The sequence below is a fragment of the Shewanella sp. 8A genome (assembly GCF_023475945.1).
Taxonomy (GTDB): domain Bacteria; phylum Pseudomonadota; class Gammaproteobacteria; order Enterobacterales; family Shewanellaceae; genus Shewanella; species Shewanella xiamenensis.
Map to the genome: position 1 here is coordinate 18,500 of NZ_JAMDJP010000036.1, position 26,487 is coordinate 44,986.

General features: G+C 44.1%; 22 protein-coding genes and 1 pseudogene. 20 read left to right on the forward strand and 3 right to left on the reverse strand.

The window, feature by feature from the left end; all coding sequences use genetic code 11:
- Nucleotide 1: 1 nt before the first annotated feature.
- Entirely contained in the window at nt 2-2,074 is a 2,073-nt protein-coding gene (gene dinG / locus M0413_RS19560) for an ATP-dependent DNA helicase DinG (RefSeq protein WP_069454734.1), read from the reverse strand.
- Nucleotides 2,075-2,214: 140 nt separating this feature from the next.
- Between dinG and M0413_RS19565 the strand changes: the two genes are divergently transcribed.
- From M0413_RS19565 to M0413_RS19605, 9 genes are all read left to right on the forward strand, one after another.
- The gene (locus M0413_RS19565) at nt 2,215-4,644 is read left to right on the forward strand and encodes a DNA polymerase II (protein WP_069455428.1); all 2,430 of its coding nucleotides are present in this window, start codon (nt 2,215-2,217) and stop codon (nt 4,642-4,644) included.
- A gap of 221 nt (nt 4,645-4,865) precedes the next feature.
- Nucleotides 4,866-6,074: a porin gene (locus tag M0413_RS19570; RefSeq protein WP_037428136.1), complete on the forward strand. Its 1,209-nt coding sequence runs from the start codon at nt 4,866-4,868 to the stop codon at nt 6,072-6,074.
- 281 nt (nt 6,075-6,355) lie between these two features.
- Nucleotides 6,356-9,187: a TonB-dependent receptor plug domain-containing protein gene (locus tag M0413_RS19575; RefSeq protein ID WP_037428134.1), complete on the forward strand. Its 2,832-nt coding sequence runs from the start codon at nt 6,356-6,358 to the stop codon at nt 9,185-9,187.
- A 512-nt stretch (nt 9,188-9,699) separates the two neighbouring features.
- Nucleotides 9,700-10,482 carry a DUF3450 domain-containing protein gene (locus tag M0413_RS19580; protein WP_037417266.1) on the forward strand — a complete coding sequence of 261 codons (783 nt, stop codon included), beginning with the start codon at nt 9,700-9,702 and terminating at the stop codon, nt 10,480-10,482.
- Nucleotides 10,482-11,837 (forward strand): MotA/TolQ/ExbB proton channel family protein, encoded by a 1,356-nt coding sequence (locus tag M0413_RS19585; protein ID WP_037428132.1) that lies wholly within the window; start codon nt 10,482-10,484, stop codon nt 11,835-11,837. Before M0413_RS19580 ends, M0413_RS19585 begins: the two co-directional genes overlap by 1 nt.
- Entirely contained in the window at nt 11,837-12,364 is a 528-nt protein-coding gene (locus M0413_RS19590) for a MotA/TolQ/ExbB proton channel family protein (RefSeq protein WP_080612365.1), read from the forward strand. Before M0413_RS19585 ends, M0413_RS19590 begins: the two co-directional genes overlap by 1 nt.
- A 13-nt stretch (nt 12,365-12,377) precedes the next feature.
- A complete protein-coding gene (locus tag M0413_RS19595) occupies nt 12,378-12,782 on the forward strand; it encodes an ExbD/TolR family protein (RefSeq protein WP_037428129.1) in 405 nt (134 codons plus the stop codon).
- Nucleotide 12,783: 1 nt separating this feature from the next.
- Entirely contained in the window at nt 12,784-13,407 is a 624-nt protein-coding gene (locus tag M0413_RS19600) for an energy transducer TonB (protein ID WP_037417276.1), read from the forward strand.
- A gap of 2 nt (nt 13,408-13,409) precedes the next feature.
- Nucleotides 13,410-14,657, forward strand: a complete 1,248-nt coding sequence (locus tag M0413_RS19605) for a tetratricopeptide repeat protein (RefSeq protein ID WP_037428127.1) — start codon at nt 13,410-13,412, stop codon at nt 14,655-14,657.
- A gap of 51 nt (nt 14,658-14,708) precedes the next feature.
- On the opposite strand, the gene M0413_RS19610 is transcribed toward M0413_RS19605, so the two are convergent.
- Entirely contained in the window at nt 14,709-15,218 is a 510-nt protein-coding gene (locus M0413_RS19610; protein WP_037428125.1) for a diguanylate cyclase domain-containing protein, read from the reverse strand.
- 80 nt (nt 15,219-15,298) lie between these two features.
- On the opposite strand from M0413_RS19610, the gene M0413_RS19615 reads away from it, so the two are divergent.
- From M0413_RS19615 to M0413_RS19640, 6 genes are all read left to right on the forward strand, one after another.
- On the forward strand, nt 15,299-17,128 hold the full coding sequence (locus M0413_RS19615; protein WP_069454736.1) for a DUF885 domain-containing protein: 1,830 nt from the start codon (nt 15,299-15,301) through the stop codon (nt 17,126-17,128).
- Nucleotides 17,129-17,307: 179 nt separating this feature from the next.
- Complete coding sequence (locus M0413_RS19620; RefSeq protein ID WP_011623210.1) at nt 17,308-17,586, forward strand: peptidylprolyl isomerase; 279 nt, start codon at nt 17,308-17,310, stop codon at nt 17,584-17,586.
- A gap of 74 nt (nt 17,587-17,660) precedes the next feature.
- A complete protein-coding gene (locus M0413_RS19625; protein ID WP_037417287.1) occupies nt 17,661-18,197 on the forward strand; it encodes a GNAT family N-acetyltransferase in 537 nt (178 codons plus the stop codon).
- Between the two features lie 70 nt (nt 18,198-18,267).
- Complete coding sequence (locus tag M0413_RS19630; RefSeq protein ID WP_037417290.1) at nt 18,268-18,498, forward strand: RNA-binding S4 domain-containing protein; 231 nt, start codon at nt 18,268-18,270, stop codon at nt 18,496-18,498.
- A gap of 22 nt (nt 18,499-18,520) precedes the next feature.
- Nucleotides 18,521-18,907, forward strand: a complete 387-nt coding sequence (locus M0413_RS19635; RefSeq protein WP_037417296.1) for a ribonuclease E inhibitor RraB — start codon at nt 18,521-18,523, stop codon at nt 18,905-18,907.
- A 195-nt stretch (nt 18,908-19,102) separates the two neighbouring features.
- Nucleotides 19,103-19,489: a hypothetical protein gene (locus tag M0413_RS19640; protein ID WP_037417299.1), complete on the forward strand. Its 387-nt coding sequence runs from the start codon at nt 19,103-19,105 to the stop codon at nt 19,487-19,489.
- Nucleotides 19,490-19,583: 94 nt separating this feature from the next.
- On the opposite strand, the gene M0413_RS19645 is transcribed toward M0413_RS19640, so the two are convergent.
- Nucleotides 19,584-20,408 (reverse strand): transporter substrate-binding domain-containing protein, encoded by an 825-nt coding sequence (locus tag M0413_RS19645; protein WP_037417302.1) that lies wholly within the window; start codon nt 20,406-20,408, stop codon nt 19,584-19,586.
- 132 nt (nt 20,409-20,540) lie between these two features.
- Between M0413_RS19645 and M0413_RS19650 the strand changes: the two genes are divergently transcribed.
- From M0413_RS19650 to M0413_RS19670, 5 genes and pseudogenes are all read left to right on the forward strand, one after another.
- Entirely contained in the window at nt 20,541-21,599 is a 1,059-nt protein-coding gene (locus tag M0413_RS19650) for a DUF2157 domain-containing protein (protein ID WP_249555362.1), read from the forward strand.
- Nucleotides 21,592-22,716: a DUF4401 domain-containing protein gene (locus tag M0413_RS19655; protein WP_047536161.1), complete on the forward strand. Its 1,125-nt coding sequence runs from the start codon at nt 21,592-21,594 to the stop codon at nt 22,714-22,716. The genes M0413_RS19650 and M0413_RS19655 overlap by 8 nt, the downstream gene beginning before the upstream one ends.
- Nucleotides 22,716-23,231: a GDYXXLXY domain-containing protein gene (locus tag M0413_RS19660; protein WP_047536158.1), complete on the forward strand. Its 516-nt coding sequence runs from the start codon at nt 22,716-22,718 to the stop codon at nt 23,229-23,231. The genes M0413_RS19655 and M0413_RS19660 overlap by 1 nt, the downstream gene beginning before the upstream one ends.
- A gap of 236 nt (nt 23,232-23,467) precedes the next feature.
- Nucleotides 23,468-26,314, forward strand: coding sequence for an ExeM/NucH family extracellular endonuclease (locus tag M0413_RS19665; RefSeq protein ID WP_088585755.1), 2,847 nt, complete (start codon nt 23,468-23,470; stop codon nt 26,312-26,314).
- Between the two features lie 103 nt (nt 26,315-26,417).
- Nucleotides 26,418-26,487, forward strand: a pseudogene (locus tag M0413_RS19670) (valyl-tRNA synthetase); the annotation flags it as partial.

Genomic DNA, 26,487 nt, shown 5'->3' on the forward strand with positions numbered 1-26,487 from the left:
CCTACTCAATGACTCGTCTAAAAGGTGGGAGTGCGTCTAGCAAGGATTTGCCGTAACGCTTCGTCACTAACCGCCTATCTAGGATAGTGACTCGACCATAATCTTGCTCTTTACGCAGTAATCTACCACAACTTTGGATAAGCTTTCGCGATGCATCAGGAATGGTGAGCTGCAGAAACGGATTTCCACCCTTTATTTTCACATATTCAGCATGGGCTTGCTCAACGGGCGAGGTTGGCACAGCAAAGGGTAGCTTAGTGACGATGAGGTTGGTGAGGTAATCTCCGGGTAAGTCCAAGCCTTCAGAAAAACTGCCGGTGCCAAACAAGATGCTCGGTTCACCTTTATCACATTTGGCCTTATGGGTCTCCAGCAATTGCTGGCGTGGTGCATTACCTTGGATCAGGATTTCCTGCGTGAGTTTGCCCTCGAGCAATTCGGCCACTTTTTCCATTTGCCAATAAGACGCAAACAGCACTAAGGTAGCCATTTCGCCGTCAATTAGCTCGATAATTTGTTCGGCAAGTTCAGCAGTATAGGCATCATCCGTCGGCTCGGTTTTCATCTTAGGTAAGTAGAGCGTGGCATTATTCGGATAATCGAAAGGGGATTGCAGGGCAAGATAACGGCTGCCGTCCTTTAATGATAACCCTACCTGATGGGCAAAATGGTCAAAGTTATTCAGCGCCCGCAGCGTAGCGCTACATAGCACGACGCCAGCAGCCTTTTGCCACAGCATAGATTCGAGCATAAAACCGACTTCAATCGGCGAGGCGCTAAACAGATAATCGACCTGTTTGCCTGTAATTAACTCGATCCAACGGGCCATTGGGGCACCTTTAGTGGAATCTTCCTTGGCCATCATTTTCCAGAGCTTTTGCAGGTTCTCGAGTCGCTGCAACATAAAGCCCATTTCGGCCTGCAGCGCTTCAGCCTGGTGCTTAGGAATATCGCCATCTTTTATCGCCTCGGCCAGCAATAACTGCATCTTGTTAAATTGCTTGAGAGCAAGATTGGAGGTGGCCGCGAGATTCTCGGCAGGGATTTTTAACGCATCGGGTAATTTGCCGTGTTCGAACCGATAGCGACTCTCTGGATTGGCAAACTGCTTGGTCTGGGTATCACAATAGTGGGCGACTTGATTGAGCTGAGCGATTAAGTCGCCAATATGATCCTGCATCGCCTGCGCTGGGGCGATGATATTGTTGCTCTTTATCTGATTTTGTAACTTGGCGCTGGTCTTACCGACTTTTTCAAGCCAGTCGGCGGCGCCTCTAAGCGTTGCCTGTGCGCTAGAAAAGTCCCGTGCGACAATTGGTAAGTGGTGACCTTCGTCAATGACGTAAAATACCTCTTCGGGATCGGGCAAAATCACCCCGCCGCCTAGCTCTAAGTCGGCGAACAGCAAACTATGGTTGGCGATCAGTACATCCCAAGTATCCACATCCTCACGGGCCTTGTGAAACGGGCAATTACGATGGCTGGCGAGTTGCCGATGACAACTGTGTTTATCGCAGGCGATTTGTTGCCAGAGATGGTCCGGTATCGGTGTCGATAGTGTATCGATTTCACCGTTCCAGCGGCCTTCATTAAAGTCGCTGAGCAGCTCTTGCAGCATGGCAATTTGGCTGTTATCTGGCTTTGTTTGCCACATGGCCATTTGGGTACTGTTATCATCGCCGATCAACATGGCAAGTTTGGATAAACAGACATACCGCTGGCGCCCTTTGACCAGACCAAAGCGAAAGTTTAGCCCTGATTGTTCGAGAAAAAACGGTAAGTCTTTGTGCAGCAACTGCTCCTGCAGCGCAACGGTTGCCGTGGCGATACAGACTTTTTTCTTACTCGCAAGCGCAAGCGGTATCGTGCCCAAAATATAAGACAATGATTTACCAATCCCCGTACCCGCTTCGACCACTATGATGCGTCTATCTTTGTCATAGTCGCCAGCCAGGGTCTTAGAGATTTCTGCTACCATAAAGTTTTGCTCGCGGCGCGGCCTAAAATTAGGCAAAGCGGTGGCAATATCTTTATAGATAGCGCGGATCTGGTTTTTTACGTTGTCAGGTAACATGCGGCACTACTTTATCGAATTAATGCTGTACATAATAACAGTGATTGCATAGCCTAAGAAACTTTTCTGCCATTTTATGGCAATTTTATTCTGTATCCCGAGAATCAATAAGCAGCGAGAGCCTTAGAGTGAAACCGCAGTTGAATCCACCCGAGAGTCTGACACATGACACTGCTGCGCCTGTGAGTGTACAGGGACGCGTCCTGACGCGCCATGCTATTACACGCGGTTCAACGCTCGTGTTGCAGTATTATCTCGCCACTGTTTCTGGCCCTGTGCTGTTTGAGTTACCTGGCTCTGAGTACATTTGTTTTTGCCATCAAAGCGATATGGCTGCATTACAGTTACAAACGCCGGGGCTGGCGCTACGCTTTGTGCCGCTTATGCTTAAAAGTTTTAAAAGACAATCCGTGGCGGGGATTTATGCTCAATCGACAAATGTATTTCGTCACTTGCAGCGGATAGCAACAGATGCGGGTATTCCCTTATTTGAGTCGGATATCCGTCCAGAGCAGCGCTTTTTAATCGAGCGTTTTGTGGCACTCGATGTGGCATTTTTAGGGCATTATGTCAGCAACGCTGGCATAGATGGACAGTTGCCTGTGTTTAGCGCAATACGTGCAAAAGCGGTTGCGCCGCAGCCGGAAATAAAATTGCGTTCAATCTCGCTTGATTTTGAATGCAGTTTTGACGGATTACTCTATTCTGTGGCCCTTTATGGGCGCGATGCGCAATCTCAGCCCTATGAAAAAGTCATTATGGTGGGCGAGGCGCAGCCAGAAGCTGCAATTTACATCGAATGGGTGAACGACGAGGCGGCGCTTATCCATCGTCTCATCGCTTGGTTTACTGAGTTTGATCCCGATGTGATCATTGGTTGGTCGGTGGTGACCTTTGATTTGGCCCTGTTATATCGGCGTGCTTTACTGCACCGGATCCCGCTGCGTATCGGTCGAGGTGGCGCGCTCCTTGAGTGGAAGGTGGAGAATAAATTTCGGCCAGAAACCTTAAGTTTGCCTGGGCGAGTGGTGCTCGATGGTATCGATTGGTTAAAGGCGGCCTTTTATCAATTCGAGCGCTTCTCCTTGGAGTTTGTCGCCCAAGCGTTGCTGGGCGAAGGCAAAGCGATTCATGATGTAGAAAATCGAGCGCAAGAGATTGATGCGCTATTTGCCGAAAATAAACAAGGTCTTGCACATTATAATCTGACCGATAGTCGCTTAGTGTGGGATATTTTTGAGCATACTCAGTTGTGGGATTTTGCCCTCGCTCGCGCCGAGTTAACGGGATTAGAACTAGGGCGGGTAGGCGCCTCGGTCGCCGCATTCAACCATTTGTATCTACCGCATTTACATAGAACGGGTTTCGTCGCGCCCGCAGAGCCTGCAAGTCAAGGGATTGAAAGCCCTGGCGGTTATGTAATGGATTCAGTCCCTGGTTTTTATCAACATATTTTAGTGTTTGACTTTAAAAGTCTTTATCCATCGATAATTCGTACTTTTTTGATCGATCCGAAAGGGCTCATTGAAGGTCTGGATAACGAGGAACATATTTTGGGCGAGTCTGAAATCGTTCCCGGTTTTTTAGGGGCTCGTTTTAGTCGGCATCAACCGATCCTGCCAAAACTCATCCAAAATCTCTCAGAACAACGCGAAAAAGCCAAGCGGGAGGCAAATGCGCCTTTATCGCAAGCAATTAAAATCATTATGAATTCGCTCTATGGGGTTTTAGGCTCTCAAGGCTGCGTGTTCCATGATGCGAAACTGGCAAGCTCCATCACCATGCGCGGTCATCAGATTATGAAACAGACTCGCGCTTGGATAGAGGAAATGGGTTATCAAGTTATTTATGGGGACACGGATTCCACCTTTGTTTATTTGGGCTCTGATCCTGATCTCGGTGATATTAATGCCTTAGGTAAGCAGATTGCCGCGCGAATTAATCAGCAATGGCAGAGTAAAATCGTAAAGGAGTTTCAGCTAGAAAGCTTCCTTGAGCTACAGTTTGAGCGCCATTACGAACAGTTTTTTATGCCGACCTTGAGGGGATCGGAGGAGGGTAGTAAGAAGCGTTATGTTGGTGCTTGGCGCAATAGGAATGGAGGGCTGGAAATCACTTTTAAGGGGATGGAGCAGGTGCGAAGTGATTGGAGCCCCTTAGCGCGTAAGGTTCAAGCTGAACTTTATGAGCGAATGTTCAATCAGCGAGATATCAGCGGTTATCTCGCTGGTGTCATAAGCGAACTGCAGACAGGAAAGCGGGATGCTGAATTAGTGTTTAGTAAACGAATGCGCCGAAATCTTGAAGAGTACACCGCAAAATCTTCCCCCCATGTCAAAGTCGCACGTCAGCTATGTGAGTTAACAGGAAAGGTATCCTATGGCAAGAGAGGAGCTCAGATTGATTATGTCATCACTGTAAATGGTCCTGAACCTGTTTCACATAGATCGTCTATAATTGATTATCAATACTACGTTGATAAGCAAATTTGTCCCATTGCAGAGCCTATTTTTTCAATAATGAAATTGAATTACACAGACATTGTCTCTAAACAGTTGCTGTTAATTTAATGTTTATGTTGTTTTATTTGTGTTTTCTTAACGGGTATTTATAGTGTTTTAACCTGTTTTACAGCGGTTAATCAGTCAGTTTTTGTGATATTTATCTACAGAATGCTTAGGTTTCCCTTGGAGTGTTTATTGAAAATTTGCTACTCTCAGTGGGAAATTGTAAGGAAATATAACAACGGAATGACGTTGATAAAACATAAACGAAAAAGGTTAAGCACCAAATGAACAAAACGATAGTCGCCACTGCGTTAGCAGCACTCTTTCTTGCGCCAACTGTATCTGCAATCGAAATCTACAAAGATGACAAAAATGCAGTCGAGATAGGGGGGTTTATTGATGCGCGTGTAATCAACACTCAAGGTGAAACTGAGGTTGTAAATGGTGCTTCTCGAATTAATTTTGGTTTCAGCCGTGAGTTAACCCATGGCTGGAATGCGTTTGCTAAGTTGGAATGGGGCGTTAACCCCGTTGGCAACAGTGATATTGTCTATAACAACCGCTTTGAATCCGTTCAGGATGAGTTTTTTTACAATCGGTTAGGTTACGCTGGTATCAGTCACGATAAATACGGCACGATCACTATTGGTAAACAATGGGGTGCTTGGTATGACGTGGTTTATAACACCAACTACGGTTTTGTATGGGACGGAAACGCTGCCGGTGTGTACACCTTTAATAAAGACGATGGCGCAGTAAATGGCGTAGGTCGTGGCGATAAAACGGTACAATACCGCAACTCATTAGGTGACTTCAGTTTTGCGGTACAATCTCAGTTAAAAAACAATAGCTTTTACACCTGTGATATTGAAAATATCACAGAAGAAGCCTGTGAAGCAGAATGGAATGCAGGTAAAAAAGAAGCACAACAGGTTACCTATGATTACACCTATGGTGGTTCTGTCACTTACAAAGCCACAGATAAACTTAGTCTGATGGCGGGTGTAAACCGCGGTGAGTTTGATATTGCCTACGGTAATGGTGATCAAAAAACGGCTGTTGATTTAATCTATGGCGTGGGCGCTACTTGGGGTGACTTCGACAAAAATGGTTTATATGTTGCCGCCAACGTTCACAAAGAAGAGAACCATGATACCGATAACATTGGTCGCTTGATTAAAGATGCCTATGGCGTTGAAACTTTAGTTTCATATAAGTTTGACAATGGTTTACGCCCATTCGTTTCCTATAACATTCTGGACGCTGGTAAAGACTATGTTATCCAACCAAACTTTAACGCCGATCCTAACGATGTGTTTAAGCGCCAGTTTGTAGTTGTAGGCTTACACTTTGTTTGGGACCCAAGCACAGTTCTTTATGTTGAAGCACGTAAAGACTACAGCGACTTCACCAGCGCAGATCAAGCCCAAGAAGCCAGAATGTCATTGTCAGAAGATGATGGCATCGCTATTGGTATTCGCTACACTCTTTAAAATCATAACATCGCCTTAAACGGCTTTAGTTTAACAAAAACGCCAGTCAGTAATGACTGGCGTTTTTTGCTTTTAGATTTCAAAGCATACGAATCTCGCTTTCAAAATGAGCATATTGTCATCAGCTGGTTTTATTTGTTTGTTTTTTGTTGATTAAAGGTTTTATATGTGATTTTATTGTTTCTGCCGAGTGCGACGTGTTTTCGACGTACTTTTGTTTGAAACCGCTTATTAAATAAGCGGATTATAATAAAGACATAATATGTCCAGGGAGATAGACAATGCATAAGAATAACTTATTAGCCAAATCTGTGCGTTTTGCATTGATTGGTGGTGTGGCAGCAACCGCGCTAAACGTGCCATTAGTAATGGCTGCTGATGAAGCTGGTGCTGATAAAAAAGTAGAACGTATTGAAGTTACTGGTTCACGTATCAAGCGTACTGATATGGAAGCGGCAAGTCCTGTTCTTGTGATGAATAGAGATGAGCTTGAAGCTACTGGGATGATCAGTATTGGTGATATCCTGCAAACGATTCCAGCTGCTGGTTCAGCATTAAACACCGCTTTTAACAACGGTGGTGATGGTTCTACTAACATGGACCTGCGTAACCTTGGCGCACAACGTCTCTTAGTATTAGTTAATGGTAAGCGCTGGATATCTTCTTTAGGTTCAACCGTAGACTTAAACACCATTCCTACATCATCAATTGAGCGTATTGAAGTATTAAAAGATGGTGCTTCAGCCGTTTACGGTTCAGATGCTATTGCTGGTGTAGTTAACATCATTACTCGCAAAAACTTTGAAGGTGTTGAAGTTTCTGTCTATGGTGGACAAAACGCTAAATATGACGATGGTCGCCAATACACCGCTGACTTTACAGCAGGTTCAGTTTCTGAAAAAGGCGGGCTATTGTTCAATATGAGTCATGTGACTCAGCAACCGATTTGGGCTGGAGACCGTGATATTTCGGATACTGGTTACAGTTCTACTGCCGATAATACGCGTCTGCAAATCGTAGGTTCGCAACTAAATCAAGCAAACCAAGATGCATTAGCCGCACTTGCAACACCAAATCCTGACACTGGTATTTACAATCTTATGGTGAAGGAAGGGACAGGAACTAATGTTGGACCGGACCAATTCCGTCCTCGTACTGGTGCTGATGTGTATAACTATGCACCTGATAACTATTTGTCTACACCACAGAACCGTAATTCTTTCTATGTGCAAGGTTTTTATGATATTTCGGACAATTTAAGAGTTGTTTCTGACTTTATGATGACCAACCGTAAGTCATCGCAAGAATTAGCCCCTATGCCAGTGACATTAGGTGCCTCATGGGGAGAGGCTGCGAGTCGTGTGGATATTGGTGCCAATAACATCTATAACCCATTCGGTGAAACACTCTACGGAAGTAGTGCTCGCGCTGTTGCTAATGGTAAACCTTTGGGGTACGTACCTTATTCTTTACAACGTCGTATGATTGAGGCGGGTTCTCGCCAATATAATCAAAACGATACTACGTACCGTGCGATGCTTGGTTTAGAAGGTAATATTGATGATAACTGGACATGGAGTGCAAGCTACATCTACGGTCAAAATAACCAAGATGTATTAACCACTGGTCTACTTAATTTAACTCGTATTAATCAAGCATTAGGCGATAACTGTAATGCAAGCAATGGCTGCGTAGCACTAAACCTGTTTGGTGGACCAGGTACTATAACCCAGGATATGGTTGATTATATTACTTTCGACAGTGTTAGCCGTTCAGGTTTAACGATGAAAGATTATACCTTTAACATCTCTGGTGATCTATTTGATTTACCAGCTGGTGCTGTTGGTTTAGCTTTAGGTCTTGAGCGCCGAGAAGAATCTGGTTTTGATACGCCAGATCCATTAACTGTAACTGGTGAGTCTTCAGGTAACCAACGCGATGCAACTTCAGGTGGCTTCCGTTTGGATGAAGCTTATGTTGAGTTAGCGATTCCTGTATTAGAAAGTCTGTTAATTACTCCAGCTGTGCGGGTTTCTGACCACGATGCTTATGGTAACAATACCACCGGCAAAGTAGGTGCAGAATTCCGCCCAATGGATGATCTGTTGCTACGTGGTACCTGGGCTCAAGGCTACCGTGCTCCTTCTATCTCTGATTTGTATGCGGGTAATGCAGATTCATTCCCAACTTGGACAGATCCTTGTAATACAAGAGATGCTAAAGGTAACGTGCTTAATATTTCTACATTGCCCGGATGTGCTGGTGTGCCTGATGGTTATCGACAATCCAATACTCAAATTCGTATTTCGCAAGTTTCATCGCCCGATCTTAAACCAGAAACTTCTGAGTCGTTCACATATGGTGCGGTTTATAACCCATCTTGGTTAGAAGGCGCTGAAGTTACTTTAGACTACTATAAAATCAAAGTTGAAGATGCAATTGCCCGTTATGGTCATGTTGATATTGCTAGAGAGTGCGCAAGGGGCACTAAACCTGAATCTTGTAACTATATCGATCGTGATAGCTTAGGCAATATCGTTGACTTACGTAATTTCCTACAGAATTCTGGTGAATACAATGTAGAAGGTATTGACTTCTTTACAGCGTATCGTTTCCCTGAAACGTCGTTTGGCTCATTTAAAGCATCTTTAGATGTAGCATATGTAATGAAAAACGAATTTGATGGAACTGACCGCGTCGGTGTTCAGACTGGTGATGGTGGGTTCCCTGAGTTCAAGTCAAACTTAATGGTTGATTGGGCAATGGGTGATTGGGATGCACATTGGAAAGTACGTTTTGTAGGTCCATTAAATAACGATTATTACACTGATTTAACCGATTCTCCAGAAGATAAGGAATATTATCAAGGTCTTAAGGATGCTGGTTATAGAGAAACAATGGAAGCCTATATGGTTCATAACGTCTCTGTCGGTTATAACATTGATGCTTACAATACTAAGGTGTCTCTAGGTATTAACAACTTGTTTGCTAAGAAGCCACAAGCTGAAGGCCCAACTAATAACGAAGCCATTTCTACAAACAACTTCTCTGTTACAGAGTATGATGTGAATATGGATCGCTTTATTTATTTACGTGCGACCACCAAGTTCTAATCATAAATCAACTTAGTTGTATCAGAGCCGAACACTGCAAAGTGTTCGGCTTTTTTATTACGAAAGATCCTTTGCAGTTGCTAGTTGAATATGTACAGCTTTTTCCGTTATCTATGATTCTCACTCTGACAATCAATGTGTTGAAATTTAGCTTGAATAGGTTGGGCGGCTTCTGACACATCTTATTGCATTAACAGATGTTAATGACGAATTCACGGCTCTCTTATCAACCAAATTTTTGTCTTTGCTCAAAAAAACATCTTCCGTAAAAAAATTCATAACTAAGACTTCTTTACACTCGTTTTTACATGTTCTGAATGTTGACACAGGTCAACATTTTGTGAAATGATGCCAGCGGGTCTATGCCTGCAAGGGCATAGGAAAGGGAAGCAAAAACTAAGAATCACAAGAGAAAGATGAGCTTACGGTAAGCATTTCCTAAAGTAAGTCTTGCTTAAAGTGATGTTGCTGGTAAGTTAACTTTTTTATTCACTTCAAATTGGTTGGGAACTATGTCCAAGGTAAGCAATAGAACAAAAATCGCTACTGCACTTGTTGGCGTGCTGGCATTAGCTAGCAGCAACTTAGTAGTTGCAGATCCTCTTACCGACGTGCAGAAAGCGGATAGTATGATCCATGCTGATGCTGCTGCGTCGCAAAAGAACGTTGATAAGTATTTCGATCAAGCACAAGACATGCTTTTTGAGTATGGTTCAGTTGCTGATGAGCGTGAGTCACTGAAGTCCTATAACGATTACGTTGCCAGCTTGGTTGCTGATCAACAAAAAACAATGGACGCAGTTCAAAATGACATTAATGGCGTAGATAAACTACGTCAGGGCGTTGTGCCTTTAATGTTTAAAATGGTTGAGTCTTTAGAACAATTCGTTCAATTAGACTTGCCATTCAACTCTGAAGTCCGTGCTAACCGTGTTAAAGAGTTAAAAACACTTTTAAACACAGCAGAAGTGACTTTAGCTGAAAAATACCGTTTGATCCTGGATGCGTACAGCATCGAGCGTGAGTATGGTAGTGCTGTTGCAGTTAACCAAGGTAAATTGACCTTAGACGGTAAAGAAGTGTTAGTAGACTTCTTTAACTTGGGTCGTGTTGCTCTGTATGCACAAAGCTTAGATCAAAAGACTGGCTGGATGTACAACCCAGAAACTAAGGGTTGGGATAAGTTAGATGACAGCTATCTGCGTGAACTGACTAAAGGTATCCGCATTGCCCGTAAACAAGGCGCTCTAGATCTATTTGCATTACCAATTCCTGCTGCGGAGACTGCACAATAATGAAGAAGTTAATTACTACAGCTGTATTAGCTGCAAGTTTTTCTTTAACTGCTGGTATGGCTAGCGCTGCTGATGCACCTAAGACCATCGACCAATTATTGCAGCAAGTTAAAGTTGATCGCGCTGCTGAAGGCAAAGTTAACAGCAAGCGTGAGCAAGAGTTCCAAGCTGAGCGTGGCGATAAAGCGGCTTTATTGAAGCGTGAAAAAGACGCTTTGGCGGCTGAAAAACAACGCGGTAAAGATTTAAACCAAGCCTTCTTAGATAATGAGCGCAAAATCGCCCAGTTAGAAGAAGATCTGAAAACTGCTCAAGGTGACTTGGGTGAGATGTTCGGTGTGGTTAAAGGTGAAGCAGGCGATTTCGCTGGTAAATTAGCGAGTTCAAACGTCAGTGCTCAATTTCCTAATCGTGACAAATTTGTTGCTGATTTAGGTGCGCGTAAGCAATTACCAAAAATTGAAGAGTTAGAGCAATTCTGGCAAGAACAGTTATTCGAAATGGTGCAATCTGGTAAGGTTGTTAAATTTAATGCGTCTGTTACTGCGATTGATGGTAGTGTAAAAAATACCACTATTCACCGTATTGGTACTTATAACCTAACTGCTGATGGCAAATATGTTGTTTACAATCCTGAATTAGGTTTAGTTCAAGAGTTATCACAACAGCCAGAAGGTTATCAAGTCAGTGCTGTTGGTAAATGGGAACAAACTACTTCAGGTACTGCACCATTCTACATTGACCCCGCTCGTGGTGTTTTGTTAAATATCTTTACAAACAAAGCGAGTATGGAAGATCGTTTAGAGTCTGGTGGCACAATTGGTTATATCATTCTGGTATTACTTGCACTTGGCTTATTAATTGCTGCAGAGCGTTTTATTGTTCTGGCTGCTATTGGTGCAAAAGTTAAAAATCAAGCGAAGAATGTTGATAAACCAGGTAATAACGCTCTTGGCCGTATCTTGAAGGTTTACCATGAAAACAAAGACGTTGATGTTGAAACGTTGGAGTTGAAATTGGATGAAGCCATTCTGAAAGAAACCCCAGCATTAGAAGCGCGTATTCCAATTCTAAAAGTGATTGCTGCTATCGGTCCTATGTTAGGTCTGCTAGGTACAGTAACCGGTATGATTGCAACTTTCCAAAGTATTCAATTGTTCGGTACTGGCGATCCAAAACTGATGGCTGGCGGTATCTCAATGGCGCTGGTAACAACGGTTCAAGGTCTGGTTGCGGCTCTACCTCTGATGTTATTGCATGCACTTTTAGTTGCACGTAGTAAATCAATCACCCAAATTTTGGAAGAGCAAAGTGCGGGTATCATCGCAGCACATGCTGAGAAGAGGGCTAACTAATGATGATTCACCTGATGGACATATGGGATTCCGTCAGGGGCTTCATGGCCTCCGGAGGCAACGTCCTCTGGTTAGTTGCGTTTGTGCTGTTCTTAATGTGGGTATTGATGCTTGAACGTTACTGGTATCTAAATTGGATATCACCAAAGCAACATAAAGCAATCATAGCTGCATGGGATGCTAGAGAGGAAACTACCTCTTGGTATGCACACCGTATCCGTGAAGCTTGGCTGTCCCAAGCGAAGCAAGATTTGAATGCACGTATGCTGATGATTAAAACCTTAGTAGCGATTTGTCCTATGATAGGTTTATTAGGTACCGTTACCGGTATGATTTCAGTGTTCGATGTGATGGCAGTTCAGGGGACGAGTAATGCTCGTTTAATGGCGGCTGGTATTTCAATGGCAACCATGCCCACTATGGCGGGAATGGTTGCGGCACTATCGGGAGTATTCTTCAGTACTCGCCTTGATGTGAAAATGAAAATCAGCTTAGAAAAGCTAAAAGACAGCATGCCGCACCACTAGAGAGAGATTGAACATGGCACGTAAAAAGCATTCCAGTGTAGACGAGGAAGCGCAAATTGATATGACACCGATGCTCGACATCGTGTTCATCATGCTGATCTTCTTCATTGTAACAACGTCATTCGTGAAGCCATCTGGTTTGGATTATAACAAACCAAAAGCATCACAAGCGACTTCAAAGCCTTCGGCTAACATCTTCATTGGCGTCAGCAAAACTGGCGTTATCATGATGGAAAACCGTCAGGTTGATATCGAACGTGTAACAGCAAACGTTGAGCGTATGTTAGCTGAAGCGCCTGAAGCAGCAGTGCTTATTCAGGCTGATAAAGACGCAATGCACGGCTTAGTTGTTAAAGTTCTAGACCAAGTCAAAGCGGCTGGTATAGATAAGATTTCGGTATCTGCGGGGAACGATTAATATGCTAAGAGCACTAGTATCAATCATTATTGGTGCTGCTGTGACTTTTGGTCTGTTCGCTTTTATGGCGTTCTTGGTCGGTGGTGGGGCGCAGCGCGCTGAAACATCGGCCGAGACCCCTGTAATTGAAATCACCATGGATAGACAGGATGCAAAAGCACAGAATAAGCCAAGGGTAGTGCCTAAACCGCCACCACCACCAGCACAGCCTGAGAAACCTCAAACTGCGCCACCAGATACTTCATCAAATATTGATACGTCTATGTCGTTCAATATGGGAGGCGTTGAAGCTGGTGGTCACAGTGCCGGTGGTTTTAAATTGGGTAATATGATGACTCGTGACGGCGATGCAACACCAATCGTTCGTATCGAGCCACAATATCCAATCGCAGCCGCTCGTGATGGTAAAGAAGGTTGGGTGCAATTACGCTTTACAATTAATGAGTTAGGTGGTGTTGATGACGTTGAAGTTATTCAAGCAGAACCTAAACGTTTATTTGATAAAGAAGCAATACGAGCACTGAAAAAGTGGAAGTACAAACCAAAGATTGTTGATGGTAAGCCACTTAAACAACCTGGTATGACAGTACAACTTGACTTCACTTTAGACAAAGGAGGCAATTAATAATGCGTAATGCTAATAAAATCGCAGTTGCGTTATTACTTTCCCTTTGTGGTGGTGCGTTATCAGTTTCTTCTGCTATTGCAGCTGAAAAGTGTGAAGTTGATAAACGTCAATCTAAAGCGGTAGGTGAGAGTGCTGCGAAAAAGGTGCAGAAGTCCTTTGAAGCTTATACGAATGGTCAAGTTGACGAAGCGATTGCCATTCTGTTAGAAGCAAACCCAAAGAATGATTTCGATAAAGCCTATGTCGCGCGTATGCTCGGTAACTTCTATGCCGAAAAAGGCAAGATGGATACTGCGATCAAGTACCTAAAACAAGCTGTTGAAGCTGATATTTTAGGTGGTACCGATCATGCTGCAACATTGCGCCTTTATGCTGATTTGTTGTTACAAGAGAAAAAGTTTAAGGAAGCGATTCCATACTATTACAAATGGATGGATTTCACCTGTAAGACTGATTCTCAGATGTACCGTCGCATTGGTATTGCATATACAGAACTTAAGCAGTGGGATAAAGTAATTGAAGTGGCTGATAAAGGCCTTTCACTTGCTGAGTCACCTGATAAAGGTCTGTATCAGATGAAGTTAACGTCTTACTTTAACCAGAAGCAATATAAGAAAGCCGTTGGTGTGTTAGAAGTCATGGTACCGTTATTTCCGGATGACGGCAGATTATGGGTTCAGCTCGCACAATTTTATCTAATGGTTGAAGACTATGATAAAGCGCTAGCGACTTATGACTTGGCATATCGTAATGGTTTCTTAGAAACTGGAGCTAACATTACTCGTTTAGCTCAGCTGATGGCTCAGAAGGGTGCGCCATACCAAGCAGCGAAAGTTTTTGAGAAGCATATGAAGTCGGGCTTAATCACACAAGATGCTAAATCTTATGAGATTTTGGCTGGTTTTTACCAAAATGCGAAAGAGTTTAAAGAAGCCGCTGACTTTTATGGTAAAGCTGCTGCAATCAGCAATGATGGTAAGCTTTATCTGAAGCAAGGTCGTTTACTGAGCTTGGGTGAGAAATATAATGAAGCGATTCCAGTGCTTGAAAAAGCAATCTCTTTAGGTATTGAACATCCCGGTGAAGCAAACTTCGAGCTGGCTTTAGCTCATCTTAGTTTGAAACAGTATAAGTCTGCTTATAATCGTGCTGTATTAGCTGCGAAAGATAAGAAGACAGAGAAGAGTGCAAACAGCTATATCTCTTACATCAAAGAGAAAGCTCGTATGCATAACGTCGAACTGTAATTCATCTAATTTGCTAGGTAGATCTAAAAAGCCCCGAAAGGGGCTTTTTGTTTATTGAAGCTTTACTAATGCCTGGGATTGCTGTTGTTTACGTTCAAGCTCTTGTGAAAGTTTGGAAACATTATTGAATATAGATTCAATTTTTTGTTCTTGAGTCGGTAAGCAAAGGCAAGCTGCGAGTTTGTAGTCAATTTTTAGCTTATGAGTTTTGCCAAACTCTTGATTAAATTCTTGAATATGATCTGCTATGCGATTAAGAACAACTTCGGTACCAGCTTCATCAATATTGAATAATCCTAAGGCAAAATGATTGTGGTCTAATCTAGCAATTAAATCTGTTGCTCTTAGCAGTGCTTCTTGTACTTGTTTAGTAAAAAATTCGAGTAAATGCGGTTGTTTAACGGTTTCATGAATGTGAGGGCACAGATACAATAGCGCCAAGCTTTGCTGTTCTCGTATATGCCTATGCCATTCTCGGTTAAAGACTTCCATGAAATAAGTTTGGTTGTAAACCCCTGTTTCTGGATCTCTAAAACCTGAGTTACGAAATGAGTAGATCATAGAATAATCCCGTAAGTAGACTTTTCAGTAAGTATAGGAAGAGTCTGGCTATCTCGGACGTAAAAGGAGAAATATAAAAAATGAAATTAAATGTAGTTGCCGGAACGATAGCCTTAGTGCTAACCCTACAGGGATGCTCAAAGCCTGAATCAACAGTTGTTACACAGGAAGGGGCAACGCAGGCCCCAGCGACTGAAGCAGAAACCCAAACGGCTGAGTCGCGTTATGTTGCACTCGTCGATGCCTATTTTAAAGACTACTTGAAGCTCGAGCCTATTTACGCCACTTTTGTGGGTGTTAACGACTACAATGCGCAGTTTGGTGGTGATTTAACTGAAGAGTATCTTAAGGCTCGACACGATCTAAATACCCGCTATCTAGCACAAGTTAAGGCTATTGATGTTGAGCAATTACCAGCGGATTTGCAATTAAGTTATTCGTTGTTTGTTTATGATCGTGAAATAGCGTTAGTCGATGAAACCTATCCGTCACGCTTTATGCCTATCAGCCAGTTTTACAGTACTGTTATAACTATGGTGCAGCTAGGAAGTGGTGAAAGTGCTCAGCCTTTTAATACCGTTCAAGATTACCGCAATTGGGAACAGCGTGTGAATGGTTTTATTCAGTGGATCCAGCTTGCTCAACAGCGTATGGATGAGGGGATTGCAAGTAAGGTTGTACTTCCTCGAGTGCTGGTAGAGCGTATTATTCCACAGTTAGATGCTATGCTGACGACCGATGCCAGCCAAAGTATTTTCTATTCACCGATTAATCACTTCCCAGAAGGGTTTTCGGATCAAGATAAAGCGGAGCTAACAGCAAGTTATCAAGCGATGATTAATGAGCGTTTAGTGCCTGCATTAACGGGACTGCGTGATTACTTCAAGCAGACTTACTTACCTAAGTCCCGTGCAACGGATGGTTGGTCTGGTCTACCAAATGGTAAAGCTTGGTATCAGCATTTAGCCAATTCTCATACCACCACAACCATGCCAGTGGATGAAATTCATCAAATTGGTCTTAATGAGGTCGCACGAATCCTTTCTGAGATGGACAAAGTCCGTGAGCAAGTGGGTTTTAAAGGTGACTTAAAAGCTTTTTTTGCCTCTTTATCGTCTGAGCCACAATACTTCTATGGCGATCGCCAAGGCTTAATCGATGGTTATATGGTGTTGAAAGATAAGATTAACCAAGTATTGCCACAGTATTTTAATGTAATGCCAAAGGCCGACTATGTGGTTAAACCGGTTGAAAGCTTTAGAGAGCAATCGGCTGCGGGCGCATCCTATGAATCACCAGCTGTAGATGGGAGCCGTCCAGGGGTGTTTTATATCAACACCTACAACTTGAAAGCTCAGCCGAAATGGGGCATGACGACACTGTCACTGCATGAAGCGGCACCTGGTCACCATTTCCAAATCGCCATTAAGCAAGAGTTAACGGGTGTACCTGAGTTTCAACGCTTCAGCGGTTATACTGCGTTTGAAGAGGGCTGGGCGCTGTATGCTGAATACTTAGGCATCGAAATGGGGCTCTTTAGCGACCCTTATCAGTACTTTGGTAAGCTTTCAGACGAAATGCTGCGTGCGATGCGTTTGGTGGTGGATACGGGATTACATGCCAAAGGCTGGAGTCGCGAACAAGCGATTCAATACATGAAGGACAATTCGCCCATGGCCGAGTCGGATATTATTGCCGAGGTTGAACGTTATATGGCAATTCCTGGCCAAGCATTGTCTTATAAAGTGGGTCAACTAAAAATTCTTGCCCTACGTGAGCGTGCTGAAAAAGCCCTAGGTGATAAGTTTGATCTTAAGGCTTTCCATGATCAGATTCTGACTTCTGGCTCACTACCTATGGCGGTGATGGAACAGAAAATTGATCGCTGGATAGCGGCGACTAAGGCTTAACACGGAGTCGATTATGTAGCGCCGTTATCGATAACAAAATTGATAACGATGCGGTTTAAAGCTTTTTAATTAAACATAATGTTTTTATACTCAACATTCACATCTCGTTTTCAGTCATAAAAACGGGAACCATATGATATTTGGGGCAAATGTCTCAGCATTATTCAGGGAGTTTTATCATGGTTCAGGCTACAGCAAGACATTTGTTAGTCAGCAGTGAAGAGCAGTGCCAAGCACTTAAACAACAGATCCTCGACGGTGCTGATTTTGCGCAAATCGCGCGCGCTCATTCTTCATGCCCATCGGGCGCTCAAGGTGGTGAATTAGGTTCATTCGGCCCAGGCATGATGGTGCGTGAGTTTGATGAAGTGGTATTTAGTGCGCCATTAAACGTGGTTCAAGGTCCAGTTAAAACCCAGTTTGGTTACCACTTACTCGAAGTCACCAGCCGCGGTTAATCGTCTTCTTGCCGAGACAATGGCAGCGTTTGGCTGCCATTTTTTTTAGTTCGTCCATTCATTGGGGAGCCGCTATGCTTGAACTCTATACCGACAGATTAAGACTTCGCAGTTTACAAGAGCAGGATTGGCCACACTTTTTGGCATTACACCAAGATCCTGACATCAATCGCTACGTGCGTATTCCTGAAGCTCCCGAAGTGATCTGGCAAAAGTTTGAGCAGCGCTCAGTCACCTGGGACTATACCTCTGGCAATTGGCTTACGCTGGTGATTGAAACCCTTGATACTTGCGAGTTTATCGGTTTAACCGGTCTTCATTGCCAAAGTGTGGAGGAACAACGTGCTGAGGTCGGTTATTTGCTGGCGCACGCGGGACAAGGCAAAGGCTATGCCACTGAGAGTTTGCAAGCTGTCATCGATTGGGCCTGTTTGAGCTTATCAATACATAAATTCGTCGGATACTGCGCCAAAGACAATATAGGTTCGGCACGAGTGATGGAAAAATGTGGTTTTCAACTCGAAGGCGTATTTAGGCAGCATTTTAAGATAGGCGATGAGTGGCTAGATGAATGCGCCTATGGCCTGCTCGCCGATGAAAGGCAAAGATAAGTTAAATTATCTGCATCGCAATGGACATGCTGCTATAATGCCGCAGGTTTATTTTTTGAGGCGTATTTAAGTGACGCAAATTAATCAGTTAGTTTTGCATCCCGGCGAAGATTTTATTGAATTGTACAAAGTATTAAAGGTACAAGGTATGTCGAATGCCGGTGGCGAAGCGAAGCATGTTATTGATGAAGGTTTGGTTACCGTCAATGGCGAAGTAGAAACCCGCAAACGTAAAAAAGTCGTTGCGGGTGATATTGTCAGTTTTAACGGTGAATCGGTTCAAATCATTGCGGCTGAATAAGCCTGATACTGTGGAGTAGGATATGCAATTTCCAGACGACGATAATGGCAAAATGCTGGCCGCAATGGCTGAAGCCGGAATTGACCTTACTAAAGCCCTCGATGTTGATTTCTTTTTAGTTTTTGATGATCAGCGTGATGCTGAAACTGCACTTGAAGAATTAGCCAATTCGGATCTCGAAGGTGAAGTTGAGCTGAATTTGAATGATGAGCTAGGCAAGTGGGAAATCATCGTATGCATCAACATGGTGCCAGACTACGATGACTTGGTTGAGCAAGAAACCATTCTCAATGATTTTGCGGCCGAGTTTGGCGGCATGACCGATGGTTGGGGTGTGATGCAACACCAAGACGGCGATGATGAGTTTATGGACGATGATCACGTTCATGATGAACATTGTCATCACTGATTTATGCCATATTATCAATGATAAAGGAGCCATAAGGCTCCTTTATTTTTGTCTCTAAATAATATTCCTGCGACTCGATTTAAATCCATCTCATACCCATTACGAAATGTAACTAGGCTTAAGCTGGTCTTACAGTTAACGCAATCAGATGCACTATTCTCAATTCTTGAAGAGCATCAGAGGAGGGGAAATATTATGCAGTTAACTATATTGGTGGCGGCGTTATTGAGCTTGATGATTTGTATTTATTACCTATCGCAAGGAAGATTACAGATTATAGCCATGCTTCAGGGAGCCAATATTGCTCAATTGAATAAGCAAGTGTTACTTAGTTTATTCTATTGCCAAATGGGCTTTTTCATCACAACGAGCCTCAGCTTATTTGCTTGCGCGCTAGGTGTCGTTCCTCGTATGTATGCCTACAGTTTATTACTATTTATCGGTTTAAATTACGGTATTTTTGCTATTTGGCATTGTCATATCGCCAAACTTGGTCAACCCGACAAGAGGTTTAGTTTATATATCATGGCATTGAGCCTGTTGTTGGTATCATTATTTACCTTGTTGGGAGCATTGCACTAATCCGTTTTATCAATATCGAGTTCGCACTGAGGGTTTGAGATTTAATATTGTCTTTTAGGCACCATAGTGCTCACTAAATTGCTGTCAATACATCTTAGTGTGTGATTTGTCCTGCGCTATTGTGTTCGCTGGCGAGCTCTAATCCATATTGGCGCACGAGCTCTGTGAGTTTGCCATTTTGCTGCAATTGCTGTAACCAAAGGTTGAGTTTATCTGGGTGTAGTTTCGAATGTGGATTGATTAACACGCCATGATAATAATGTTGATCCCATTGATTTGATACATAGAGTTGTTGATCTTGCGGATTTGAAGCGAGGTAAAAATTGAGGTAGGAAATTGTCACTGGGGCAATTTCTGCGCGCTTTCGAAGCACGGTTTCAATGGATGCTTTATTGCTGTTTACAAAAACGACCTTGTAGTTTTTTTCAAGCACTGCAGGATCGGTTTCGAAGTTGGCAAAGCGATAGTGGTAGCCTTTAACTAATGCTAGCGTTCGCTCTTTGAACAGAGCAAAAAACTGAGGATCTTTTACTTTTTCCTTCAAGGCGATAAAGACTTCGCCATCATGGATATGTAGGGGGATAAATGCTGTATTAAGTTTTTCCCACCCCCAGCGTGGATTTTCAAACATGATCATATCGAATCTTCCAGCTGCATAGGCTTTATATCTATGCTCTATGCTGGTGGAGACAAATTCAAAGCTGATTTCTTGCTGAATTTGGTTGAGGGCGTTGATGAGATCAAGCGTTAAGCCTGTATAACGGCCATCGCTCTGTAAATTGACATAGGGAGCAAATTGATAGCCCCCAACACGAATAACGGTTTTTGTCTGAGCGGGAGAAAGGGGACCTGCAGTTGCAACACTGAATAAATTCAACACTAGGCCTAATAGTAAATTCAGTAATACAGCTAGTCGCATAAGTTATCCTGTTTATCGTGAAGTCTTAAGCTTATCTTTAACAGAGACAAGTTAATACAATTAATTATTGCACTTAAGTTGGTTAAATGCGTATTTTGTGTGAGTCAGTATCAAAAATAAGGAAGTTTCATATTGCGCAATCTTACTTCTCAAGTTTATGAGTGGCTGGAGCAAGGACATATTACTCGGGCGCAGGCAAATGAGTTGTTTCGCAGCGTATTGGTGTCGCCCAACTCTCTCAGTTGGCAGCGGTTATTATCCCTTTTGCTTCAGTGGGCGGGGGCGTTAAGCCTAGTGACGGGGATTATTTTCTTTTTTGCTTACAATTGGCAGTCCCTAGACAGAATAAGCAAATTTGCCCTGATTGAAGCCGTGCTATTGATTAGCCTTGTGTGCTTTGTTTGGCTGTATTACCGCAGCATGTTGAGGCAAGTTGATGCCCATCATCATCTTTTTGGTGCCACGCTTGCAAACGTGGCACTGTTAGTGGTGAGTATGTTAATTGGTGGACTTTTAGCCTTGGTGGGCCAGACCTATCAAACGGGAGCGGATCCTTGGCAGCTATTTGCGTTGTGGGCATTAGCCATTATCCCCTTAGCTTGGGTGGCAGGTTTTGATGGCTTATGGTTGTTATTACTCGGGTTAGTTAATTTAAGCCTTGGACTCTTTGCTGATACCGCATCCTACCTTTTGGATGAACAGATTTGGTTATTTGTCTTTGCGGCAATTAATCTGACTATCTATTATGTTTTTGTTTTTATGGGAAAAAGCCAGCGCAATCGCTGGCATGCACCACTTATGCAGTATGCGAGTTCACTTGTGGCCATGGGCTGTTTTACCTTATTGCTCTGTTGGATGATTTTTGAACCCAGTGATTCTAAGCCACTACTTGTAGGTGTGTGGGCTGGTTACTTTATTCATTTGTTATTGGGATTCTGGTGGTTCAGGCACAGATTATTACAGATTTATCCGTTGGCTTTGGGCGGTTTTAGTTTGATTGCTGTGGGTGCTGTGCTATTAACCGAACTGCTGTTTAAGAATAGCGATCCTATAGGCGGCTTTTTATTGATTGGGCTTTATATTATTTTGGCAAGTACCGGCTTGAGTACTGTGTTAGTACGATTACAACGGCAATTTAGCGCCGAAATGACGCCAATATCCCTCGTAGGAGAGGAGCTGAGTCATGAATAACCCCCTCACTGATTCGACTCAAGATCCTGGTGCTTCAGCGGCGCAAACGCTTTGGAATAGTTTGTATGCAAAGGGCGAAGTGAACGCACCAGAACGGCCCCAATCCCATGAAATACCTTGGTATATTGCGTTGATGCAAGCCTTTGCAGCTTGGATTGCCGCCTGGTTTTTATTGGGCTTTATGGCGTCACTTTTCGATAGTGTATGGGGGCGATTCGAAGGGGGAGCCGCTCTGTTTATCGGTTGTATCTATTTAGGCTTAGGACTCGCCTTGTATTGGGGCGGGCGCCAACAGCACTTTTTACAGCAATTTGCCTTTGCCTCATGTTTAAGCGGTACGCTTGCCCTTGCTTGGGGACTGTTTGATTTGCTCGGCGATACCTTTAATCTTGCTTGGTATCTGAGTATGGCCGCTTTGTTTCTGTTGCTTTGGGGCATGATAAAACACAAGGTTGCTCAATGGGTATTTGCATTCTGTTTATTAGCCTGTTTGACGGGGCTGTTGGCTGAGTGGCATTTACTCAACTTAACACCGACTTTGCTGGTGTCGTTACTGAGTGTGGTGCTATTAAATATCCATCGCACAGGATATCACTATCAGAGGGCGAGGATGTTGGTCTATGGTGCTGCTTCACTTTTGCTCTCCATTCAACTAATACATGTCTTCAGTATGGATAGGATCTTCGAGGCGTTATTTATATCCGGTTGGCAGTCGGGAATGGCAGTTAGTCATTTACTCGTAGTATTTACTCTTTGTGGTTTCCTACTCGTTAGTCTGTTTAACCAATGGCAAATCTCACTCATCGCCCCCAGTGGGTTGTTTGCGTTTTTAGGCCTAGTGCTGATTACTGCACTGTCTTTACCCATGCAGGGTTTATCGACAGCTGTGTGGCTTATATTGTTGGGGCACTATGCAAATGAGTCTTGGTTGAAGGGAATGGGTATTGCTTCAGGGTTGGTTTTTGCTGGTGGTTATTATTATTCATTAGAGACAACGCTGATGCTTAAGTCGCTGTATTTGATGGGATTAGGATTGTTACTGCTTGCCGCGAGATTAGTGATGTGGCGTTACTTTCCTATCTCAGACGCACAAGCTGAGTTAGAGGAGCATGTGTAATGGGGACGGCTATGTTGTGTTTAGCGAACAGCCACCGAAGAGTCCTATTATTGGTTGTTGTTACTGTGGTGGTCTTGCTGACGATGGTGAATTGGCGAATCGCCCAGTTTGAGCAGTTATTGCAAGATGGCAAAGTGGTGCGTTTTGCCTTAGCGCCAGTGGATCCTCGCTCGATTATGCAGGGGGATTATATGGCCTTGGAATATGCCATTGCACAGGAGGTACGCGCCGCGTTGCCTGAGGGGATGACGCAGGGGCAACTACTGTTGACTCTCGATTCGCAAAAAGTGGCGCACTTTGTCGGTATTTACCGTGACCAGCCCAAAGCCGCCGATCAACTCACGGTAGATTTTCGCCTGCGCAATCATAGGGTAAAGCTGGCCTCAAATAGTTTTTTCTTTGAAGAGGGCCAAGCTGACCACTTCAGCCAAGCCAAATACGGCGAGTTTAGAGTCAGCGAACGGGGAGAGTTGTTGTTGGTGACGCTGCTCGATGAGCAGCTGCAACCGCTATAACGGGAAACCGTAATGGATGTTAACAAGATGGTGAGTTAGGCTCGCCATCTTCGCTATTTTTCCTAGTACAATCCGCTAAATCGTTGCCTAAATATCCATCTTAAGTTGCAACTTAAGTGCAACTAATTTGTAACCTTTGTTCCCTATAGTATCGTCAGTTTTCGAAGCTGAATGCTTCGTAAAATGGTCAATCATAAACTCAAATATCAATATAAAAGATACTTTTAGGGGTCATTATGTTTAATAACAAAACGCTGTTGGCGTTAGCCATCAGTAGCATCTGTGGCGTTGCTCATGCTGCCGATAATCTAATTATTTCTGAATATGTTGAAGGCAGCGGCAATAACAAAGCCATTGAGCTGTACAACCCAACCGCCAACAGCATCGACTTAAGCCAGTATCAATTGCGCTTCTATTTTAATGGCAGCACAAATGTGGGCACGACTATCACCCTGAATGGCACCTTAGCGGCAGGGGCAACTTATGTTGTCGCTGATAACGACGCATCGGCCGATATTCTGGCGGTGACGAATCAACAAAGCAGCGCGAGTTTTTTCAATGGTGATGATGCCATTGTGCTGACCTATCAAGACCAAGTGATTGATAGCTTAGGCCAAGTGGGTGTCGATCCAGGCAGTGAATGGGGCAGTGGTGATTTATCGACCCAGGACAACACGCTACGCCGCAATCCCGATCAGTTAATCGCCGATCCTATTATTGATGATGCTGTCACCTTTAATACATGGTTAGGTTTTGCCAAAGACGATATCTCGGATTTGGGTAAGTTCAGTGCAGGCACACCTACCGATCCTGTTGAGCCGCCACCGAGTTCATTAGCCTGTGGTGAAGCCTCAACGCCTATCCATGCTCTGCAAGGTTCGACCAATGTCAGTCCGTTAAACGGACAAACCTTAGTGGTAGAAGCCATTGTGGTGAGTAACCAAGAAGCTGGCCTAAAGGGCATCTTCGTGCAAATGGCCGACAACGAAGCCGATAACGATCCACAAACTTCTGAAGGGGTGTTTGTTTATACCGGTAATGCGCCTATGGGTTACGTGGCGGGCGACCGTGTACGCTTAAAGGCTAAAGTCACTGAATATCAAGGCTTAACGGAACTGACTACCGTTGCCGATCATAAACTTTGCGTTGCAGGACAAGCTTTGCCGAGTGCCGCGGTAGTAACTTTACCCGTCAACTCAAGCGATGATTTTGAGCCCTTTGAAGGCATGCGCGTACGCTTTAGCCAAGATCTGGTCGTGAACGAAGTCTACAATTTGGGCCGCTATGGTGAAATTTCACTCGGTAGCAGCCGTCACTTTATTGGGACACAAGTCGCTGCGCCAGGTGCCGATGCTTTAGCCGTCACGGCGGCCAATCTCAAAGACAGTATTTTACTCGACGATGGCTTAACGGCGCAGAACCCTGAACCGGTTATTTTCCCTGCGCCAGGTTTAAGCGCATCGAACACTGTGCGTGTGGGTGATAAAGCCACGAGCCTTACTGGTGTTATGCACTATGGCTTTAATCTTTATCGCATTATGCCGACTGAGCCCGTTAATTTTGTAGCGGAAAATCCTCGCCCACAATCACCAGTGCTTGCCGAAGGCGGCAACCTGAAAGTCGCCAGCTTTAACGTACTGAACTACTTTAATGGCGATGGACAGGGCGGTGGTTTCCCGACTGCGCGTGGTGCCAATACCTTGAGTGAGTTTGAGCGTCAAAAAGCGAAGATTGTCAGCGCTATGGTGGGGATCAGTGCCGATGTGTTTGGTCTGATGGAAATCGAGAACGATGGCTTTGGCGCCAACTCGGCGATTGCCGATCTCGTGGCGGGCCTCAATGCCGCCGTGGGTGAAAATCGCTATGCTTATGTTATTCCAAAGGTCAATGGCAGCAGCTTAAGTGCGATAGGTACGGATGCGATTACCGTCGGTTTAATTTATCGCAGTGACAAAGTGAGCCCTCAGGGGGATGCGCGTATTTTATCAAGCGCTAACTCTCCCTTAGATGACGCCGCGCAGCCGCTGTTCGACGACAGCAAAAATCGCCCTATGTTGACTCAAGCCTTCGCGCTAAACGGCAGTGAGGAAAGCGTGGTGGTTGCTGTTAATCACTTGAAATCTAAAGGCAGTGAGTGTGCTGGCGATCCAGATATGAACGATGGTCAAGGCAACTGCAATATTACCCGTAGTCGTGCAGCAACGGCGGCAGGGCAGTGGATTGCCGCGCAGTATCCTGAGCAAGGTGTACTGCTGATTGGTGACTTAAACTCCTACGCCAAGGAAGACCCGCTGATGGCATTGGCTAACGCTGGCTTTAGTGAGTTGTTCGCCAAACTTGAAAAAGCTAATCCTTATTCCTATGTATTCTCGGGTGAATCGGGACAGTTAGACCATGCGCTCGCGAATGCTGCGTTAGTGGATAAAGTCCTAGATGTGACTGAGTGGCATATCAATACCGACGAGCCACGTGTGTTAGATTACAACGAAGAGTTTAAGACCCCTGCGCAGGTGCAAGACTTGTACGCTAGTGATGCTTATCGATCATCTGACCATGATCCTGTGGTGATTTCACTCCTGCTCGAAGCGGAAAACGTAGCTCCTGAAGCCAGCTTCACTCAGCTTGTGAATGGTGCGAGTGTGCAACTGACTTCAACCTCCATTGATAGCGACGGCCAAATTGTCTCTATTGAGTGGGACTTTGGCGATAATAGTCAAGGTATTGGAGAGGCGGTATCACACACTTATGCGCAAAGTGGTGATTATCTAGTGACGTTAACCGTAACGGACAATGACGGCTTAAGCCATAGCAGCTCGCAAATGGTGTCAGTGGTGGTTGAAAATGTGAAGAAACCACCCGTTGCCCAAATTCAGCGCATCAATCTATGGCTGGTCGATATGTTTATTTCGACTAGCTATGACACCGATGGGGTTATTAAGCAGCATAAGTGGAAGTTTGATAATGGCACCCGCGCCAATGGTCCTGTAGTACTGCGTCTGGCGCGCCGCGGAGAGCATACCGTCGAATTAACCGTTAAAGACAATGATAAATTAACGGATACGACAACACTGACATACCGTTAAGCGTTAGCCTCTTTCTTTAAATATCAAAAGCCTGCTGTTGCAGGCTTTTTACTTTGATTCACTGTCTCGTCCTGAAATACGTTGACATAAAGAGGACTTCTTTATGACAACATCAATTAACTCAAGCCGTAAGCGCACACAACGAGATTACACCTTAGCCTTTAAATTAGGCG